An 18,487-nucleotide genomic window follows, 5' to 3' on the forward strand; every position below is an offset into this window, starting at 1 on the left:
CGCCGATGGTACTGCACGGGTGACTGTGTGGCAGAGTAGGACGTTGCGAGGTAAGTATGAAGATAGTCAGTAGTGACTATCTTTTTTATTTTCCTTAGAAATAAACTTAAATTTAATCAAAAAATATTAATTGAAAAGTTTCTAATTGGATGATTAAAAGTCAACAAGTTGAGTAAAAACTTATATTAGATAGTGATATTTTATTTATTCTAAGAATAATCCACAATACATTTAAAATATATTGTGGATTATTCTTATTTTCTGTGTATATGTGCTAATAAGTTTTTAATATACTCTAATCCAATTGATTATTTTAATTAAATTCATATCTGTGTAGATTTTTAAAGTGGTAAGTAGATTAGGATATTTATATTACAATAGCAAATCTACATTATAAAATGTATAAAGATTAAATAGCATTTTTTGCAATGTTTTAAGCATTTTGAACCATGTAATATGTAAAAGATTTATAATAATATAATAAAGGGTAATGAGTTAAGGTAAATATGCAATAAAATCATTTAGATAATAAAGATGCAATAAAGCAAGCTGTATACTTATTTATTCTTTATAAAATGTTAGTTATAGTGTAAAGAAATTTAAATTAGTTATATTAGCAATTTTAAGAAGTCTCATTTGATTTACAAAAACTTTATTGAATGATATAATTGTAATAATTTAATAGGATAGCCTAAGGTAGAGGCGCCATTAATAAAGAGTACTTATTATGAGTTGGCAAACGTTGATTAATTAAGGAAAGGTATTATGGCCGAAGATTTGAATTATGCCAAGATTTATTTCTGGTTATGCATAAAATATGTGTATGACTGTCACGAAAGTGGAGAGCTACAAGGATTTTATAAATTTAAAAACATTAAGATAGTGTTTATGTTACTATTTTATTTTAATTTTATATGAACTTTATGTGATTAACTCTACCCGTTAGTATTTACTAGCGGGTTTTCTTATTTAATTAAATATCATTTAGGATATAAAATAGATTAGAGGAGTGTAATATTTATGAAAATTGAAGGACTTTTAATACCATTAATAACACCGTTTAAGGATGGTAAGGTAGACTTAAAATCATATGAAAAAATGATTGATCATTATATTGAACAAGGAGTAAATGGAATAATTCCACTTGCTACAACTGGAGAATCGCCAACTATTTTGGGCGATGAATATGAAGAAGTTTTGGCAAAAACAGTTGAATATGCTAATAATAGAGTTTCAATATATGTAGGGTTAGGTGGAAATAATACTAGTGAATTAATAAAGAAATTAAAGGTGGTAGAAAAATGTAATGTTGATGGAATCTTATCAGTAGCACCATATTATTCAAGACCTAACCAAAGAGGTCTTTATGAGCATTTTAGAGCTGTATCTGAAGCAACTGATTTAGATATTGTAATTTATAATATACCATATAGAACGGGAACTAATATAGAAAATGAAACTATGCACAGACTGGCAGAATTCAAGAATATCATAGGATTAAAGGATTGTTGTGGAGATATAAAGCAAACAACAGAGTTATTGCTGAATCCACCAAAGGATTTTTCAATTTTAACAGGTGAAGATGCTCTTTTCTATACAACACTTATTTTAGGAGGTAATGGAGGAATACTAGGCTCTGCGCACTTAAGGACTAAGGAATTTATCCAAGTGTATGATTTGGTTAAAGAAAATAATCATCAAGATGCATTAAAAATATGGACAAATTTATATAATATGATTCCACTACTATTCTCAGAACCTAATCCTACACCGTTAAAATATTGTTTGAATAAATTAGGATTAATAGAGTCTGATGAAGTTAGACTTCCATTAGTTAATATTACTTCAGAATTAGAAAAAAGACTCGATAGAGTCATTAAATTATAGTTAATTTCTTATTTGTAATGAGGATTAATACTATAAATTTGTGATTCAATAGTCTTATATAAGAGAAATTCATTAAAACACTTTATTAAAAATAAAGTGTTTTAATGTTAGGACTAAATGAATTAGTCCTAACATTAAAACTACACAAAATACAATTGGAAGATCATATCCTTAGATGTCAGGAATTTAAGTTTAATGTAAAATAAAAGAATATTTTGCTTTGACTAGCAATAGAAATAGGAGTAAGATAGTAGCTGACAAGTTTAATAAGGAAGTGATTAAAAATGATGCCCAAGTTCTTGCATATGATAAAGAACAAGGAAATTACAAAAGAACAAGTTATGAAGGATATCATAGCTGGTATTATTGTTGCTGTAATAGCATTACCATTGTCAATAGCGCTAGGTATATCATCAGGAGTATCGCCTGAAAAGGGGCTTATTACAGCAATATTTGCAGGTTTCATAATCTCATGTTTTGGTGGGAGTAGAGTCCAAATAGGTGGACCAACAGGAGCCTTTGTTATTATAATTTATTCAATTATCCAAGAATATGGATTAAATGGACTTATTACAGCTACAATAATGGCTGGAATTATATTGATCATAATGGGAGCATTAAGGTTTGGTTCCTTAATTAAGTACATACCACAGACAATAACTATAGGTTTTACATCAGGTATAGCTATTACATTAATGTCTACACAAATTAAAGATTTGTTTGGATTAAAAATTGAAAATGTGCCTGCAGAGTTTTTTGCAAAATGGGAAAGTTATATTGGAAATATGGGATCAATGAATATATGGTCATTGATAATCGGAATAGGCAGTATAGTAATAATAGCACTTTGGCCTAAAGTTAATAAAACAATTCCAGGATCCATGATTGCATTGATTGTAGCGACGCTTTTAGTAAAGTTCTTAAATCTTCCAGTAGAAACTATAGGAAGCAGATTTCAAGATATTTCATCTGCAATTCCAATGCCAGTATTCCCAGATCTCACTATGGCAACAATAAATAAATTGTTTGCACCAGCTATGACAATTGCTATTTTAGCTGGATTGGAATCCTTATTGTCAGCAGTAGTAGCTGATGGAATGATTTCAGATACTCATGATTCAAATATGGAACTGGTGGCACAAGGCATAGCCAACGTTACCAGTGCATTATTTGGTGGAATACCTGCTACAGGAGCTATAGCAAGAACAGCAGCTAACGTTAAATCTGGAGGAAAGAGTCCAATAGCAGGAATGGTCCATGCTATAACATTATTAGCAACCATGTTAGCTTTAATGCCACTTGCTAAGATGATACCAATGACAGTGCTTGCTGCCATTTTAATGGTTGTATCATATAATATGAGCGAATGGAGAGCTTTTAAGGCATTATTAAAGGCGCCTAAAAGTGACGTTATCGTATTATTAATTACATTTTCGTGCACAGTTGTATTTGATTTAGTTGTGGCAATTGGTATTGGAATGATTATGGCCATGTTCTTATTTGTTAAGAGGGTATCAGAAACTACTGAAATTAGAGATTTGGTTGAAGAAGAAGTTTTTGATGAAGAAATATCTAAGGTATTAGAAAAAGCAGCTGGAAAAATTCATGTATATCAAGTAAATGGACCTATGTTTTTTGGTGTAGTACAAGAATTTATTGCAAAGATGAAAGAGTTAGAGTCATCAGTTGAGGTTGTAATTTTAGACATGAGACATACACATGCAATAGATGCTTCTGCAATAGACGCATTAACAAGATTATTAAAACATTGTAATAAGTTAAATATAAAACTTTGTTTAACACATGTGCAAGATCAACCAAAGAAAGTTTTAAACAGAATGGGCTTTGTGGTTCAAATTGGTGAAAGTCACATATATGAAACTAAAACAGAAGCCATAGAGGTAGCTTATGAGTATATAAAATGTTTAGAACTATTTTAAACTAGATTATATATTATAAATTTACTATTTATTACCTAGGAAATAATAATGTGTCATAAGTAAAATATTTGAAATCGAAAAAATATTTTAATCAAAGTATAGATAAAAAATTTTTGAAGATACTATTATTGAATAAGTAATAAGGAGTGATTAAAATGGAAATAAACTCATCTATAAAATGTTCGGTTACAAGCTGTCAATATAATGCACAATCACAAGAGTATTGTACATTAGATCAAATTAAAGTTGGAACTCATGAAAAAAATCCAACTCAAAACGCATGTACAGATTGTGAATCATTTGAATTAAAGTAATTAATAAATAGTCAATTGAAAAGATGTTCTAACATGAGTAATGTTTAGAACATCTTTTTTATTTTTTAGTAAGAGTATAATTAATTTCTTTCGTATTTTTATAGATTAAGTGGCAATAATAGAAATATTATAAAATTATGTTTCTAAATAATAGATTCTCATAAAAAAGTAGTTTAGGTATTATCAAAGAAATTATAAATTTTATTATTAGAATTTATATATTATAATTAAATAAGTTATTATAATTAAATTTACTTTATGAAGAAAATCATTTGAATATATGTAAAATTTTATTACAAAATATAAATAAATTAATAAGAAAAATATATAGATAGCGAGGAGATTTAAATTGGAATATGATTGGGAAAGGAAATTTCCTTTTTTAAAAATTGATAAAAATGTAGTTGAAGATTTGTTTGAAGGGATATTAGATAAACAAGGTGTTACTGATGTAATTCCAATAGATGAAGGATGTAGAACAACAAACTACATCATAGAAACAAATGGAATTCCTCAAAGATATATTTTAAAAATATTTATGTCAAAAGAACAAAATTATAAAAAAGAAATTAGATTATTAACAAGGCTTAAGGAAGATGGGATTTTACCTGTTCCTAAAATATATAGAGTTAGTGAGCATGAATCTATCCAAGGCAGAGAATATGGAATTTATGAATATAAAGAGGGAAAAACAATAGGACAAGCTATAAGTGAAGGATATAAAGTTTCAGAAGAGTTTGTTAGAGATGTAGCAAAATATTTAGCTATGATACATAACTATAAATTTATTAAAGCTGGTTTTTTAGATGAAGATTTGAATTTGGAGATAGAAGTTCCTGGTCTTGTTTCATGGTATGAAATGTTTATGGGAACTAATGCTAAAAACCGATTGGGAAAAGATGTAGTTAATAAAATAAATAAAATAGTTCAAGAAAATGAAAAAATATTATTGGAGTTAGATAAAGATATCAGACTAGTTCATGGAGATTTCCAGGGGACTAACATATTAGTAAAAGATAATAAATTATCTGGAATTTTAGACTGGGAATTTTCTATGGCGGGACATCCTATAGCTGATATAGGTCAATTTTTTAGATATGAAGAATATTTTGATAATAATTTAATTAAAGCTTTTGAAGAAGAGTATAATAAAAACTCAGATTATAAACTTATAGAGGACTGGTATAAGATAAGTAAGCTTAGAGACTTAACAAATTTAATTCAATTAATTAATGGAAATGAAGACATGCCAAACAAATATGCTAATATAAAAGCAGTAGTAGTAAATATTTTGAAACAATTTTGATTGGTTATTAAACAAAATTAAAATCAATTTGAAAAAAATGTTGACAGGATAAACTTTAGATAATATACTATGTAATAAGAACGATGGTGTTTGAGAAATATACTAAAAGGTATATTTCTCAAGCACCATTTTTTTTTCAAATTATAATATTATAGTTAATAATCGAAAAATAATTTTTAAAAGATAATGTGCGCACTTACTTTTAAATTTATATCAAAATTATTTAAGGAAATATAATTAAATAGTCATAACTTTAATTGTAGTAATCATTAATTTTAAGGGGGATTTTTTATGGAAATTAATTTAGGCGATAGCAGTTTTTTATTAATATGTTCAGCACTTGTACTTTTAATGACACCGGGGCTTGCATTTTTCTATGGAGGTATGGTTCGTAGAAAGAATGTTTTAAATACGTTAATGTCTTCGTTTTTCATTTGTGGATTAGCATCTATAATGTGGGTTTTAATAGGTTATTCATTGTCATTTGGAGATGATATTGGGGGTGTAATAGGAGGATTGAATTTCTTCTTATTTAATGGAGTAGGAGCAGATCCTTCAGCACTTGCACCTACTATACCACATGAACTTTTCGCAGCATTTCAAATGATGTTTGCAATAATTACACCAGCACTTATCACTGGATCATTAACTGGAAGAATGAAATTTTCAGCATTATTCATATTTATAGCAGCATGGTCACTTTTAGTATATTATCCATTAGCTCATATGGTATGGGGCGGCGGAATAATAGGTGCTTTAGGAGCAGTAGATTTCGCTGGTGGAGATGTTGTTCATATAAGTTCAGGAGTTTCAGGACTTGTAGCTTGTATTATATTAGGTAAGAGACGTGGATATGGTATGATGTCATATAAACCACACAATATTCCTTTCGTAGTTTTAGGGGCAGCGTTACTTTGGTTTGGATGGTTTGGATTTAATGCAGGAAGTGCATTAAATGCTGGTGGACTTGCAGTTCATGCATTCATGACAACAAACACAGCAGCTGCAGCTGCAATGCTTTCTTGGATGTTCATTGAAAAAGTTAAACACGGTAAACCAACAGTTCTTGGTGCAGCTACAGGTGCAGTTGTAGGATTAGTTGCAATTACACCAGGTGCAGGGTTTGTTCCACTTTGGAGCTCAATCATAATAGGTGCACTAGTTTCTCCAATATGCTTCTTCTTTATGACTGTAGTAAAAGCTAAGTTCGGTTACGATGATGCTCTTGATGCTTTTGGGTGTCATGGAATTGGCGGAGTTTGGGGAGGTATTGCAACTGGATTATTCACACAAACTTCAATTAATTCTGTAGCTAAGTGGAATGGTCTTTTCTTTGGAGATATTAATCTTTTAATTGCTCAAATTGAAGGTATATTAATAACAGTAGTATTTGCAGCGGTTATGACTTTCTTAATCTTAAAGGTTATGAAGTTATTCATGGATATTAGAGTTGATAAATCAGAAGAAGCTGATGGTCTTGATGTTGCAGAACATGGTGAAACAGCATATCCTGCATTTAACGGCTTAGATTAGTATATAATCATAGATTTATACTAAGATATTTGATACAATTATAGTGTAATAAACAGGTTATGAAACATTTATTCAATAAATATAATTTTAATATAATATATGTTTTATAGGACAATCAATTCAACTAGAATAATAGCTTATGGTATAAATTGCATATAGATAATATTGGTTGTCAGATAGGTATATTAAGGTGAGTAGTGTTTATTGCAGATAAGATTAAGGAGGAATATAGTATGAAAAGAGTAGAAGCAATCATAAGACCTTCAAAGCTTGAAGATATTAAGGAAGCATTAAAAAATAGTAATATAAATGGTGTAACAATTAGCCAAGTTATGGGCTGTGGACAACAACGTGGATGGAAAGAATACCACAGGGGAACAGAAATAACAACTAATGTATTACCTAAAATAGAAGTTAAAATAGTAGTTGAAGATGACAAAGTTGAAGAGGTAATTGAACTAATTACTTCAATTGCTAGAACTGGTGAAGTTGGAGATGGAAAGATATTCGTTGTTGATATTGCAGATTGTATAAGAATCAGAACTGGTGAAAGAGGAAATTCTGCATTATAAGATAGGATATTTTAATTAGTTATAATAAAAGGTATTTTTAATGATTAACTACACCTAAATTCATAAAGATATCTATAGATAAAATATTTAAGCAGTAGATAAAATCTTGTCATAAGAGATTATCTACTGCTTTTTTATGAGAACAATAACTTAAGCTTGAATTAGTCAATGTAAAGGTAAGAATGTAGATTAATCAGTCTATTTAATTTTTGGTTAGAAAATTAAATTATTGATATACTAAATAGTAGTTAAGTTAAATACTGAAAGACACAAATAATAATTTTATTATAAATAGAAATGATTTAATAGGAGAATATTATGAGAGATAAAGAACTTTTTTTAGAAATAGAAAAACATTTACTTATTGATAATAAACCATCCATTTATTTAAAGGATGCTTTAAATTCTAAAAAACTTGATAATTATCCTTTTTTAATGATTAAAGAACTAGAGGAAGTAGATCAAAATCCCAAGTTTCATCCAGAAGGAAATGTATTTATTCATACTATGATGGTTATTGATGAAGGGGCTAAGGTGAGAGAGCGAAGTTTAAATAAAAGAGCGTTTATGTGGGCTCTACTATTACATGATATAGGGAAAAAACCAACTACAAAGATTAGAAAAGGAAAATTAACTTCATATAATCATGATATTGTAGGCGCAGATATGGTGAGAAAATTTTTATCTCATTTTGATGAAGATGATAGTTTTATAAAAGAAGTAACAGCACTTGTAAGGTGGCATATGCAAAGTTTGTTTGTAACCAAGAACTTAAAATATCAAAATGTTGATGCAATGCTAGAAGAAGTTAATATTAATGATATAGTTTTAGTTTCACTTTCTGATAGATTAGGTAGAGGAAAATTAAGTTTTAATGAAATTAGAGAAACAGAGGAACAAATAAATAAATTTAAGAACAAACTGCTAATAAATTTGAAAACAAAAAACGTAAAATTAAATAATCTATAAACATATGAATATTTAATCACTATAATATAGTGTTAGTAAAAAAAGTAGGGGATAATATGTTTAAGATTTTTTCTTTTGGGTTTAATGATATTTTTAATGAAAACAATATAGAGAAAATGAGTGGAATTATGCATTCCATTTTGGATAATATGGATATAAGCCAGTTTACAGAAGAATATGAGGATGAATTTTCAGGTAAGCCATATGAACAGCTTGAAAAAAGTAATACCAATGATTTTATTGAACTCAAGGAAGATAAGGATATGTATTTTTTAAGTATAGATCTTAAAGGGGTTAATATTAGAGAAGTTAGCATAAGGTATGATCCTGGAATAATACAAATAAATTTATATAGATTAGAAATTCAAAAAAGTTTCATTGGAATTATGCCGAGAAATGTGCTTGTAAAGAGGTTATATAGAAAGAAATTTGAAAATATTGAAGATATAGATACAAATCAGGTATATAAAAATATTGATGATGGAATTCTCAGCATCAGAATGCAGAAGAAATATCCTTTAGAGTGCTTTAATACCATAGTAGACGTAGATTCCTATGAAGATGATATAGACAATTAATATTAAAGAATTTATATAAAATAAAATATATAAAAGTATATAATAAAAGGGAGGATTTATAGGTATGTACCTAAAAAGAATCTTCCCTTACATAATTAAGTTAAGAGCTAAAAGCTAAATTTAACTTTTTTATCTCTTACGCTTATTAGCTACTTCAACATTAACGCGCTTTTTATTTATTTTTCCACCTGGACATTTGTCTATTATTTTAGCAGATACAGTTTCATCAACTGTTACAAACGAGAAGTTTTCCATAAGATCTATTTGTCCTATAGCTGAAGCATTAATACGTGTCATATCCTTTATGTAGTTAATTAATACTTTAGGAGTTAAACCATCTCTTTTGCCGACAGAGAAGAATAAACGAACATCTTCTTTCTTAGGTGCATCTAATTTATTTGCGCTATAATCAAATACACTTTCGCTTTCAAATTTCATTTTCATTAAAGCAGCAATAATTGTCATTGGATCATGTTCTTCTGATAATTGAATTGCACTTGGTAAAAACTTAGTAAGTTCTCCAGCTTTAATAGTGTCTTCAACTTGTGATACCATGTCCTTAAACTTTTTATTATTGATTTCTTCAGCAGTTGGAACCGGTCTTTGAGTGATAGAACTTTTTGTGACATTTTGTATTTGTTTAAGCATTGCAAAATCTTTTGGAGTTACTAATGAATAAGCAGTACCGCTTTTATTAGCTCTACCTGTTCTACCAATTCTGTGAACATAAGATTCTACGTCTTGAGGTAGATCATAGTTGAATACATGAGTTACACCATCAACGTCGATTCCTCTAGCTGCAACATCTGTAGCAATTAATAAACTTAAAGTTCCTTCTTTAAACTTATTTAAAGTAGTTAATCTATGAGTTTGAGTCATATCTCCATGCATTCCTTCTACCATGTAACCTTTTGACTGTAACTCTTGAACAAGCTCATCAACACCTCTTTTAGTTCTGCAGAAAATTATTGCTGAACTTGGGTTATCTAAATCTAATAATCTGCAAAGTGCTTCTAATCTATGTTTATTGTTAATCATAAAATAGTTTTGCTCGATTTTAGATACAGTTAATGTGCTCTTTTTGATACTAACAAGTTTAGCATCTGGTTTCATGTATTTCTTAGCAAGTTTTGCTATTGGAGCTGGCATTGTTGCTGAAAATAATAAAGTTTGTCTTTCAGCTGGAGTATGGCTTAGGATTTCTTCTATGTCATCAATAAATCCCATATTAAGCATTTCATCAGCTTCATCTAGCACTAAAAACTCTATATTTTCTAAGTGAAGGCATTTTCTTTTTATAAGATCAAGCATTCTTCCTGGAGTTCCAACAACTATGTCTACATTACCTTTTTTTAGAGCTCTCATTTGTCTATCAATTGAATCACCACCGTAAACAGAAAGTGTTTCAATTTTTTCGTATTTAGAAAGTCTTTGAATTTCATCATTAACTTGAACAGCAAGTTCTCTTGTTGGAGCTAAGATAAGAGCCTTAATTCCATGTTTCTTGCTCATTTTTGTTAAAATTGGTAATGTGTAAGCCGCAGTTTTTCCAGTACCAGTTTGTGCTTGACCGATCAAGTCTGCACCACTTAGTGTTACAGGAATACTTTCTTCTTGTATTTGAGATGGTTTCTCGAAACCAAGGTCTAATATTGCTTTAACAATACTCTCTTTAAGACCTAATGTAGCAAATTGATTATCATTCATTAAATATCCTCGTTTCTATATTTTAAAATTGTTAAGTATTCACCTTAATAAAATTATATTAAAGTTTATTCATAAGTCAAATGAATTTATTATATCACATATAATTCATAAGTGCAAAGTAATTTTTTAGGAATAAAAATTATAACTTGTATAAGGCTGCTTCCAACTACTTTCTTATTTTTGTCCTTTAAATTGAAAGTTATTCATAAGGAATAAACATATTAAAATTTTCTTTAAGTATAATAAAAAGCTGATCTAAAATTTTGAGCAGCTTTTTTTGTGGAACTATTCATCTTGGATTACTAAATAAAACTAAGGTACCAAATTGTACTATTATATAATGTAGATATTTTTGCAATACTAATCACATATTATAATTCTAGTTATTATAATATGTGATTAGTATTGATATTTTAAAGTATAAGTTTTAATTAATAGAATAAAATATTAATTAAAGTGAGTTATGATGAATTTGTCCATAAAGCTAGTACAATAATTTAACTTTTATATTTGCTGCTTATAATTGAATGAACAGTTTCAGGTAGAGTTTCTAATTCCACTTTATTTAATTTACGGGTCTCTATTGGTGGATGTATTACAAGTTCTATGCTAGCGCTTTTAACAAAGTTTTTATTTGATTCCATCAATTTATATGTGCCATTTATAGTTATTGGAACAATTGTACATTTTGATTTTGTGGCAAGCTTAAAGCTTCCGCCTTTAAATTCACCAACAGGTTTGCCTTTGCTTCTAGTTCCTTCAGGGAATACTACCATGGAATAACCAGAGTTTAGTATTTTAATACCATCAACTATTGCTTCAGCAGATTTTCTTAAATTATCTCTATCCATGAAAATACAGTTTATATATTTCATCCAAGTACTGATAAAAGGCCAATTTTCAAGTTCTTTCTTTGCAATAAATCCCTTTGGAACATCGATGCAGCTTAATAGCAGTGGAATGTCAAAATTACTTTGATGATTTGAAACAAATAATAAAGTTTCATCTTTAGGTATGTTTTCCAAGCCTATAATATTAATTTTAGCGCCAGCTGTTTTCATAACAAGTTTTGCCCAATTAGATGTTACTTTATGAATGTATTTACACCTTCCTTCTAAATCTCCTTTACTTGTAAGGAATTTAATTTTAATTCTAAAAAACGAAGCAAATAGAAGACTTAACCCCATATAGCTGTAAAAAATAATAGTTCGTATCATTTATAGTACACATCCTTAAAATTTTAGTTTTTACACTAATCAGTATATTATAAAAATTTATCTTTTTAAAGCGTAATTCAATTATAAATATATTAAATTCATATAAAATTAATTTAAAATTAAGCAAATATATAGGGAAAAATAATATTCAAACAGGTATAATATATATTATAATGATTAATTATAAGAAATAGTGTAGCAAAATAAATTACATAGGCAGGGGAAATTTGATGAATTTAAATAATGTAGTTAATTTAGGGGAGAATGGGGCAGAAAATGTAATTGGATTAACCACAAGTGAAGTAAAACAAAGAATTAAAGAAGGAAAGGTTAATCATATTCCCAAAACTCCTTCAAGAACTATACCTCAAATAATAAGAGCAAATTTGTTTACAACATTTAATGCTATAAATTTTGTACTTGCAACAGTAATTATTTTGGCGGGTTCACCTAAAAATGCAATATTTGTGGGAGTTATAATAGTTAATACTTTAATTGGCGTAGTTCAAGAAATTAAAGCCAAGTACACGCTAGAAAAGTTGTCTGTTATAAGTATGGCTCATGCAAAGGTGCTTAGAGATGGAAAAATTGAAGAGATACCTATAGAAGAAATTGTTTTGGATGATGTTCTTTATTTAGAAACAGGACTTCAAGTGTTAGCTGATGGAGACGTATTATTCAGCAATGGATTAGAATTAGATGAATCTATGCTTACAGGAGAAGCAGATGCAATTCCTAAGCGTCCAGAAGAAAAATTACTGTCTGGAAGTTTTGTCGTAGCAGGTGATGGTTATGCAGTGGTTACTAAAGTAGGAAAAGAAACTTATTCGTCAACCCTTGCAGAAGAAGCTAGACAATTTAAAATAATAAATTCAGATTTACAAGAAGCAATAAATAAAATTTTTAAAGTGATAATATGGATTGTACCACCATTATCAGCATTACTTATAATAACCCAGCTTCGAATTCCAGGAAATACCTGGCAGGATGCCTTCATAGGAGCAGTATCAGGGATTATTGGAATGATTCCTGAAGGGTTAGTCTTACTTACAAGTGCTACATTTATAGTTTCAATAATAAAATTATCTAAATACGATACCTTAGTGCAAGAATTAAGTGCAACAGAAGTTTTAGCCAGAGTAGATGTTCTATGCTTAGATAAAACAGGAACCTTGACTCGTGGAGATTTAAAATTATCAGAAGTTAAGAATATTGGTAGTAGAACTTCAGAAGAAATAGATAGAGTACTTGTAGCATTTGTTAATAATGTTCCAAGCAATAATCCAACTCAAAAAGCCATATTAGCTAAGTATGAAGAGTATGATAAAAATATAAAATGCATGGACAAAATTGCATTTTCGTCAAAAAGAAAATGGAGTGGTGCATCTTTTGATAATTTAGGTACATGGATTTTAGGAGCGCCAGAGATAATTTTAAATAAAGAATATCATTTTATAGAGCATTTGGTTAAGGAGGAAGCTAAGAAAGGAAAAAGAGTACTATTACTAGCTAACCTTCACAATGAACTAAATGAAAGTTTAGAAGGCGAAATAGAAAGTGTTGCGTTAATATTGATTGAAGATATTATAAGAGAAGCAGCTCCGCATGTATTAAAATATTTCAATCATCAAGGGGTAGAGGTAAAAATAATATCAGGTGACAGTCCAGTTACTGTTTCAGAGGTGGCTAGACGTGCAGGGGTAAAAAACTGGCAAAACTATGTTGATGCAAGAGAATTGCCAGAAGATGATGAAGAACTAAAAGCATTGATTGAAAAAACTTCTGTATTTGGAAGGGTTTCACCTCATCAAAAGAAGAGAATTGTTTTAAAGCTTCAAGAAATGGAACATACTGTTGCGATGACTGGTGATGGTGTGAATGATGTTCTAGCACTTAAATCGTCAGACTGTGGAATTGCTATGGCAAATGGTTCAGATGCAACAAAGGCTGTTGCACAATTAGTATTGATGAAGTCAGACTTTTCAGCACTTCCTAAGGTAGTTGAAGAAGGTAGAAAACAAATAAACAATTTAGAAAGAGTTTCAGAATTATATTTATCAAAAACTATTTATTCAATAAGTTTAGCTTTCATTTGTTCTATATTGTTCTTAGAATACCCTATATTACCAATACAATTATCATTAGTTGGAAGCTGTGCTATTGGGATTCCATCCTTCTTCCTAGCATTATTGCCTAGTGCCGGAGGAGTTAAAAAGGGATTTCTCCCAAGAATATTGACAGTTAGTGTTCCAAATGGAATACTGCTTACCGTATTTACGCTTATGGCATTTTTAACCTCACTTCATTTTGGTTTACCTATGTCATATAGCAGAACATTAGCTGTATTAATGTTTGCAGGAATAAGTATGGTAATATTATTTAGAGTTGCAAGGCCACTAAGTAAATTTAAAACAGGCTTATGTTTAACCATGTTTGGAATAGTTGTTCTTGCGTTTATAACCCCAATTGGAAGATATATTTTCAGTTTAGACAGGATAGGTCTAAGGGACTGGATAATATCTTTAGCTGTAATAATATTATCAAGCCCATTAATAACAAGATTTGTAGATATATTTAGAGTAAAAGTTAATAAGAAATTTAAAGTTAAAACAACATAAAAATATGAGTACGTAATTAGCAATTTGCTTTTAAAATAGTTTTATAAGTCAAAAGTGCTAGAAATCAAAAATTGAAATTAGCTTATATTTTATATTAGGGTTATTTAAGTTGAAGTTTTTCTTCAACTTAAGTAGCAGCTTTATGTTGTAATTTTCCATAAATTAGAGTATAATCAAATTATTATTTTAAAAGGAGGTTAGATTATGAGCAATATAGTTGGTACTGTTGAATTTGTTTTAAATAAGCAATGGACATCTAGTAGTTCTTTCACAAAAACTGCAATTTCAGCATTTAACGGGAGAAGTGCGTCCTTTTTTAGAATAAGTACCGATTATAGTATAAGTCCATGATCTATAGCCTTGAAGTAGTTAAAGCTGAAAATTTAACTGTTAATTAATCAAGATTTTATAGGATTCAAGGTTTATACTTGAATCCTTTTTATATTGTACTTTTTTAATCAAGAAGTAGTTCTTCCATAAGTCTTTTACTATTAGCATTTTAGTTATTTGTACTAAAATGCTGAAGAAAGGGCTTATTTTTATTTGCAAAAAATTAAGAACTTAGATTTATGGAGGCATAAAAATGAATATTAATGAAAAATTAAAACGAAATATATCAGTTAGTTATGTATATAACTTTTTATTACAATTAAATATTACTTCAGCTATATGGGTTTTATATCTGAGCTTTAAAGGGATGTCTTTAATTGAAATAGGAATTCTAGAAGCAATTTATCATATAACAGGTGTTCTCTTTGAATTACCTACAGGTGTTATTGCAGATTTGTATGGTAAGAAGTTCAGTGTAGTTACAGGAAGAATTGTAAGTGTGATTTCTTGCATTCTTATGATTACTTCAAATAGTTTTTGGGGGTTTTCACTTGCTTTTGTTTTAAGTGCAGCATCTATGAATTTAAATTCAGGAGCAGGTGAAGCCTTAGTCTATGACAGCTTAAAATCTTTAGGAGAAGAGGAGAAATATAAAAAGATATGGGGGAATTTAGCCTTTACTATGTCTCTTGCCCAGGGGATGGCGGTTTTACTTGGAGGAATATTAGCAGATATAAAGTTTTTGTATGCCTATATATTTGGAACAGTTATACAAATAGCAGCTTTAATGGCAGCCTATAAGTTTAATGAACCACCAATTAATAAAAGTTATGAAGAAAAACAACAAGGTAATTCAATACGAGCTCAGTTAATAACAAGTGTAACAGTACTAAGAATGAAGAAAGTAGTATTATATTTAATATTATTTTCATCCCTGATAGGAAGCCTTCAAACTACTGTATTCTTTTATAGTCAGCAGTACTTTTCAGATATGAGTTATTCAAAAACTGCCATTGCTATAATATGTGCCATAAGTAGTTTTATTGAAGCAATAAGTTCAAAATATGCATATAAACTTGAAAATTTATTAAAGTTAAAAGGAACGTTGATCAGTATATCATTAATAAATATATTTTCTTTAATGGGTCTGGCTTTTATAAAAGATTTATCAGTAGTATTTTTTCTTTTGACATCAATAACAGGCGGTTTAGCGTTCACAATATTTAGTGATTATATAAATTCAAGAATACCATCAGAATACAGGGCAACAATACTATCTTTTGACAGTTTATGTTTCAGTGCATTTATGATAAGTGTATTTCCCATATTTGGTATATTAGCAGAAAAGAATGGATTTTCAATAACATTTGGAATTATAGCACTTTTATATATTCCAGCAATGACATTTTTAATGTTAAAGCTGAGGAAACACAAAAATAAAGAAAATATTGGAGGAATTAAAAATGATAGAATTAGCTTTGAATAAATTACAAAAATACTATGGTGCAAATATGGTTTTAGAAGATATTAGTTTTGATGTGCAAACATCCGAAAGGGTAGGAATAGTAGGAGGTAATGGATGTGGAAAAAGTACATTATTAAAGGTAATTATGGGCATTGAAGGGTATGAAAAAGGAACTATATCAATTAAAAAGAATTCAACCCTGGGTTACCTTGAGCAAATGCCGGTTTATCCAAATACCTTTACAGTGCTGGAGGTATTAAACACAGCATTTGAAAAAATAGATAAACTGCAAAAAGAATTAGAGTTATTAGAAAATCAATTATCAAATAGTGATGAGAATAATATGGATAAGCTTTTAAATAATTATTCTAAAGTACAAGTCGCTTATGAAAGTTTAGGTGGATATGAAAGAGAAGAAAAATTAAGCAAGGTTTGTACTGGACTTAAAATTAATTCTGAATTTAAAAATAAGTTGTTTTCAGAATTGAGTGGGGGAGAGAAAACTACAGTTATTCTTGGAAAGATATTGCTTCAAAGTCCAGATATATTATTATTAGATGAACCCTCTAATCACTTGGATTTAGATACAATGGAATGGCTGGAAGCTTATCTTAAAGAGTATAAAGGTATAGTTATAATAGTATCCCACGATAGATATTTTTTAGATAATGTAGTAACAAGGATAATTGAAATAGAGGACATGGTATCTAAAAGCTATAATGGAAACTATACAGCCTTTGTTAAAGAAAAAGAAAGACAATTGAAGCTGCAAATGGAGGCGTTTTTAGATCAGCAGAAAAAGATTAAAGCAATAGAAAATTCCATTTCACAATTGAGAGAATGGGGAAGAAATGGCGATAATGAGAAATTCTTTAAAAGAGCAGCAAGTATGCAGAAACTACTAGACAAACTTCAAAGAATAGATAAGCCTGTTTTAGAAAAGCAGAATATGAATATTAATGTTAATATGGGAACAAGATCAGGTGATAATGTTGTAATTGTAAAAGAATTAAGTAAAAGCTATGAAGAAAAAGTTCTCTTTAATAAAGCTGATTTATTAGTTAGAAATAAAGAAAGGGTGGCTTTAATGGGATCAAATGGTTGTGGAAAGTCCACCTTAATAAAGATTTTACTTGGAGAAATTGAAGCGGATAATGGAACAGCAGTCCTAGGAAGTTCAATAAAACTTGGATATTTACCACAAAATATAGCCTTTAAAGATGAAACTAAGACAATATTAGATTGTTTTATGGAGGACATAGTGATAACTGAAGGAAAGGCTAGAGAATATCTTGCTAAATATATGTTCTTTGGGGAATCAGTATTTAAAAAGGTAGGATCTCTTTCAGGAGGGGAACGAAGCAGACTTAAGCTTGCAATGCTTATGTATAGTGAAATAAATCTCTTGATTTTAGATGAACCAACAAACCATTTAGATATAGATTCTAGAGAGGAATTAGAGGAATTTTTAAAGGAATTTGAAGGTACCATTTTCTTTATCTCTCATGACAGATATTTTATAAATAATATAGCAGGAAGAGTAGTAGAATTGTCAGGAGGTTCATTAACTTCATATGCTGGTAACTATGATTATTATAAAGATAAGTCAAATGAATTAAAAAATTCTATAGTAATTAAAAAAGCTGTAGAGGGAAATAATAAAATAAGCAAAGGGCAGAAGGAAAAAACACCTAAGGCTGTAAAAACTAATAGTAATGACTTTAAAAAAATCAAATTGGAAAAGAAAATTCAAGAGCTAGAAGATAGGTTAAAGGATTTAGAAGAAAAAATTAATGAAACTTGTGATGATTATGAAAAATTAAATGGCTTATACAATGAAAAAATAGTTTTACAAGAAGAGCTTGAAAAGTTAATGGAGGAATATTTTAATTAAAGTATGATCCTATAGATATATAATTTAAAGATTTACTAAATTACATTAGTTTGGTAAATCTTTATTATATTTTTGGCTTTATTCATTAAATTCTCTAAACCCTCATTTTTAGAGAATAAGTTCTTAATTGTGCTTCGCACCTTTTTTATATGTGAAA

14 protein-coding genes and 1 riboswitch are annotated in these 18,487 nt (G+C 29.0%); of the genes, 12 read left to right on the plus strand and 2 right to left on the minus strand.

Annotated features, from left to right (window positions below):
• Positions 1-689: 689 nt before the first annotated feature.
• Positions 690-857, plus strand: a riboswitch (Lysine riboswitch).
• Positions 858-1,020: 163 nt separating this feature from the next.
• From dapA to GXK56_RS10725, 8 genes are all read left to right on the plus strand, one after another.
• Positions 1,021-1,887, plus strand: coding sequence for a 4-hydroxy-tetrahydrodipicolinate synthase (gene dapA, locus GXK56_RS10690; protein ID WP_160687455.1), 867 nt, complete (start codon positions 1,021-1,023; stop codon positions 1,885-1,887).
• A 284-nt stretch (positions 1,888-2,171) separates the two neighbouring features.
• A complete protein-coding gene (locus GXK56_RS10695) occupies positions 2,172-3,827 on the plus strand; it encodes a SulP family inorganic anion transporter (protein ID WP_160687456.1) in 1,656 nt (551 codons plus the stop codon).
• Between the two features lie 155 nt (positions 3,828-3,982).
• On the plus strand, positions 3,983-4,141 hold the full coding sequence (locus GXK56_RS10700; protein ID WP_160687457.1) for a DUF1540 domain-containing protein: 159 nt from the start codon (positions 3,983-3,985) through the stop codon (positions 4,139-4,141).
• A gap of 349 nt (positions 4,142-4,490) precedes the next feature.
• Positions 4,491-5,447, plus strand: a complete 957-nt coding sequence (locus GXK56_RS10705) for an aminoglycoside phosphotransferase family protein (protein WP_160687458.1) — start codon at positions 4,491-4,493, stop codon at positions 5,445-5,447.
• 291 nt (positions 5,448-5,738) lie between these two features.
• Positions 5,739-6,980 (plus strand): ammonium transporter, encoded by a 1,242-nt coding sequence (locus GXK56_RS10710; RefSeq protein WP_160687459.1) that lies wholly within the window; start codon positions 5,739-5,741, stop codon positions 6,978-6,980.
• A gap of 233 nt (positions 6,981-7,213) precedes the next feature.
• Positions 7,214-7,552, plus strand: a complete 339-nt coding sequence (locus GXK56_RS10715) for a P-II family nitrogen regulator (RefSeq protein ID WP_160687460.1) — start codon at positions 7,214-7,216, stop codon at positions 7,550-7,552.
• 318 nt (positions 7,553-7,870) lie between these two features.
• Positions 7,871-8,521: an HDIG domain-containing metalloprotein gene (locus GXK56_RS10720; RefSeq protein WP_160687461.1), complete on the plus strand. Its 651-nt coding sequence runs from the start codon at positions 7,871-7,873 to the stop codon at positions 8,519-8,521.
• A 56-nt stretch (positions 8,522-8,577) separates the two neighbouring features.
• Positions 8,578-9,099 (plus strand): Hsp20/alpha crystallin family protein, encoded by a 522-nt coding sequence (locus GXK56_RS10725; RefSeq protein WP_160687462.1) that lies wholly within the window; start codon positions 8,578-8,580, stop codon positions 9,097-9,099.
• A gap of 129 nt (positions 9,100-9,228) precedes the next feature.
• Here GXK56_RS10725 and GXK56_RS10730 read toward each other — a convergent pair whose 3' ends face one another.
• The gene (locus tag GXK56_RS10730; protein WP_160687463.1) at positions 9,229-10,806 is read right to left on the minus strand and encodes a DEAD/DEAH box helicase; all 1,578 of its coding nucleotides are present in this window, start codon (positions 10,804-10,806) and stop codon (positions 9,229-9,231) included.
• A 497-nt stretch (positions 10,807-11,303) separates the two neighbouring features.
• Positions 11,304-12,023: a lysophospholipid acyltransferase family protein gene (locus GXK56_RS10735; RefSeq protein WP_160687464.1), complete on the minus strand. Its 720-nt coding sequence runs from the start codon at positions 12,021-12,023 to the stop codon at positions 11,304-11,306.
• 230 nt (positions 12,024-12,253) lie between these two features.
• Here GXK56_RS10735 and GXK56_RS10740 point away from each other — a divergent pair, with 230 nt between their 5' ends.
• From GXK56_RS10740 to abc-f, 4 genes are all read left to right on the plus strand, one after another.
• Positions 12,254-14,641, plus strand: coding sequence for a cation-translocating P-type ATPase (locus GXK56_RS10740; protein WP_160687465.1), 2,388 nt, complete (start codon positions 12,254-12,256; stop codon positions 14,639-14,641).
• A gap of 204 nt (positions 14,642-14,845) precedes the next feature.
• Positions 14,846-14,992, plus strand: a complete 147-nt coding sequence (locus tag GXK56_RS27765; RefSeq protein ID WP_202127862.1) for a hypothetical protein — start codon at positions 14,846-14,848, stop codon at positions 14,990-14,992.
• 232 nt (positions 14,993-15,224) lie between these two features.
• Positions 15,225-16,457, plus strand: coding sequence for an MFS transporter (locus GXK56_RS10745; RefSeq protein ID WP_160687466.1), 1,233 nt, complete (start codon positions 15,225-15,227; stop codon positions 16,455-16,457).
• Complete coding sequence (gene abc-f, locus GXK56_RS10750) at positions 16,435-18,330, plus strand: ribosomal protection-like ABC-F family protein (RefSeq protein ID WP_160687467.1); 1,896 nt, start codon at positions 16,435-16,437, stop codon at positions 18,328-18,330. The genes GXK56_RS10745 and abc-f overlap by 23 nt, the downstream gene beginning before the upstream one ends.
• Positions 18,331-18,487: the final 157 nt, after the last annotated feature.

The organism is Clostridium sp. C2-6-12, from assembly GCF_009928485.1.
Taxonomy (GTDB): Bacteria; Bacillota; Clostridia; order Clostridiales; family Clostridiaceae; genus Clostridium.